At 35.6% G+C, this 1,955-nt stretch carries 2 protein-coding genes, 1 tRNA gene and 1 pseudogene; 2 read left to right on the top strand and 2 right to left on the bottom strand.

Annotated elements, in window-relative coordinates; all coding sequences use genetic code 11:
- Both DRF60_RS20805 and DRF60_RS20800 read left to right on the top strand, forming a co-directional pair.
- Positions 1–413 (top strand): annotated as a pseudogene (locus tag DRF60_RS20805) (bacillithiol biosynthesis deacetylase BshB1); the annotation flags it as partial.
- A 35-nt stretch (positions 414–448) separates the two neighbouring features.
- Positions 449–524, top strand: a tRNA-His gene (locus tag DRF60_RS20800).
- Between the two features lie 209 nt (positions 525–733).
- Here DRF60_RS20800 and DRF60_RS20795 read toward each other — a convergent pair.
- Positions 734–1,069 carry a DUF3276 family protein gene (locus DRF60_RS20795; protein WP_034701927.1) on the bottom strand — a complete coding sequence of 112 codons (336 nt, stop codon included), beginning with the start codon at positions 1,067–1,069 and terminating at the stop codon, positions 734–736.
- Between the two features lie 66 nt (positions 1,070–1,135).
- On the bottom strand, positions 1,136–1,955 hold an 820-nt coding region (locus DRF60_RS20790; protein ID WP_133297267.1), incomplete at its 5' end, for an ABC transporter ATP-binding protein.

Here is a 1,955-nt window from a genome sequence, read left to right as displayed (position 1 = left end):
ATGCCATTGATGATAGGCATCCGGATCATGCAAAAGGAGCGAAATTAGTGTCGGATGCATGCTTTTTATCCGGACTTAGAAAAATTGAAACCGTTTTAGAAGGAGAAAATCAGGAAGTGTGGAGACCGAAGCATATTTTTCATTATATCCAATGGAAAGACATCAAACCGGAATTTGTTATTGATATATCAGAGCATCTGGATAAAAAAATTGAAGCATGTATGGCCTTCAAAACTCAGTTCTACGATCCGGCTTCCAATGAACCGGTTACCCCGATTGCAACAAAAGATTTTTTTGAAAGTCTTACATACCGGGCACAGGATTTAGGAAGGTTATCGGGAGTTGCTTATGCTGAGGGATTTACGTCTGAGAAGCTGATTGCAATGAAAAATTTTGATGGAATTGTTTGGTAATTAAAAAATCTTCCCTATATTTGCACTCACAAAACGGTGATTGTAGCTCAGTTGGTTAGAGCGTCGGATTGTGGTTCCGAAGGTCGGGGGTTCGAGACCCCTCATTCACCCAAGAAAAGTACACTTTTTAAAGTGTACTTTTTTATTTTATACTATTTTCGTCACCAATTTTAGATTTTAAAACTACGAAATACTTCTTACTTATTTAAAGATTTTTGTAGTGTAATTTAAGTCTGAAGTTATTTATCGGGAAAAATTCACAGTTTGGATATAAAAAAAGCATCTTTTTCAGATGCTTGTGTTTTTAGAAATATTCTTTTTTAAACTTCGTCGTCAGAATCAATTGTGAATGATTTGCTTTTGAAGTCTTTGTCATGCTTTTCTGATATTACATCCTCACCCTTTTCATTAATGATGAAATCTGTGGACTCATTAAACATCTCTTGGAAACTTTTAAAATCCTCCTTGTAAAGATAGATTTTGTGTTTCTCGAATGTAGCTTCTCCATTCTCTCCGAAGTTCTTTTTACTTTCGGTAATCGTAAGATAATAATCTCCTGCTTTCGTCTCGCGCACATCAAAGAAATAAGTTCTTCTTCCTGCTTTTAACACCTTCGTGAAAATTTCATTTTCATGGCGTTCCTTGTATTCACTCATTGTTAGATATTTTTTAATCTTGTTAAGAACAAATATAAAAGAATTCTTTTAATCACAAAATTTTTTTTATGATTTATTTAACAATTGAGAACGAAACTGCAAAGCGGTTACAGAATTGGTAATTTCAGTGAGGTTGATGATTTTATCTGCTCTCTGAGCGCTAGACTCTCTGTGCGTGATAATTATGGATGTAGCATTGCTGATTTTTTTATCAATATTTTCAAGAATATTCTGCTCGGTTTCCGTATCCAGAGCAGACAGGGAATCATCAAAAATAATGATATTTGGGTCCTTAATTAAGGCTCTTGCAATACATATTCTTTGCTTTTGTCCCCCCGAAAGCATCACGCCGCGTTCACCTACAAGTGTTTTATACTGCTCTTTAAATCCTACAATATTTTTATCAACGTCTGCAATTTTAGCATATTCCACCACTTTTTCATGGGATGGATGGTCAATAGCAAAACCAATATTGTTTTCGATTGAATCAGAAAATAAATAGCTTTCCTGGGGAATGTATCCGATAAAGTTTCTGTAGTTGGTAAGATTATGCTCCTTCAGGTTTTTACCGTCAATTAAGATTTCTCCTTCTGTAGGATCAATAAGCCGGCAAAGCAGAAGGGCGATAGTGGATTTTCCGCTTCCTGTTTTACCCATGATGGCAAGAGATTCCCCGGCCTTTATCTTAAAGCTTAAATTATCTAATGCTCTGATTCCTGTATTCGGATAAACGTACGAAACATTTCTGAATTCAATATCTCCTTTAATAGGATAGTCTTCAAAGTTGGTATTGATGACCTCAGATTTCTTATCAAGGAATTCATTAATTCTCTGCATGGAAGCTTCAGCCCTCTGGTTGACAGAAGTTACCCAGCCTACCATAGAG

This window comes from Chryseobacterium elymi (genome assembly GCF_003385495.1).
In the GTDB taxonomy this organism is placed as follows: domain Bacteria; phylum Bacteroidota; class Bacteroidia; order Flavobacteriales; family Weeksellaceae; genus Chryseobacterium; species Chryseobacterium elymi.
Note: the sequence above shows the minus strand (reverse complement) of the source record. Positions and strands in the feature narration are given on the sequence as shown.

Coding starts and splice junctions, on each gene's coding strand:
- DRF60_RS20795 (WP_034701927.1), bottom strand. CDS start 1,069: ATGAGTGAATACAAGGAACGCCATGAAAATGAAATTTTCACGAAGGTG.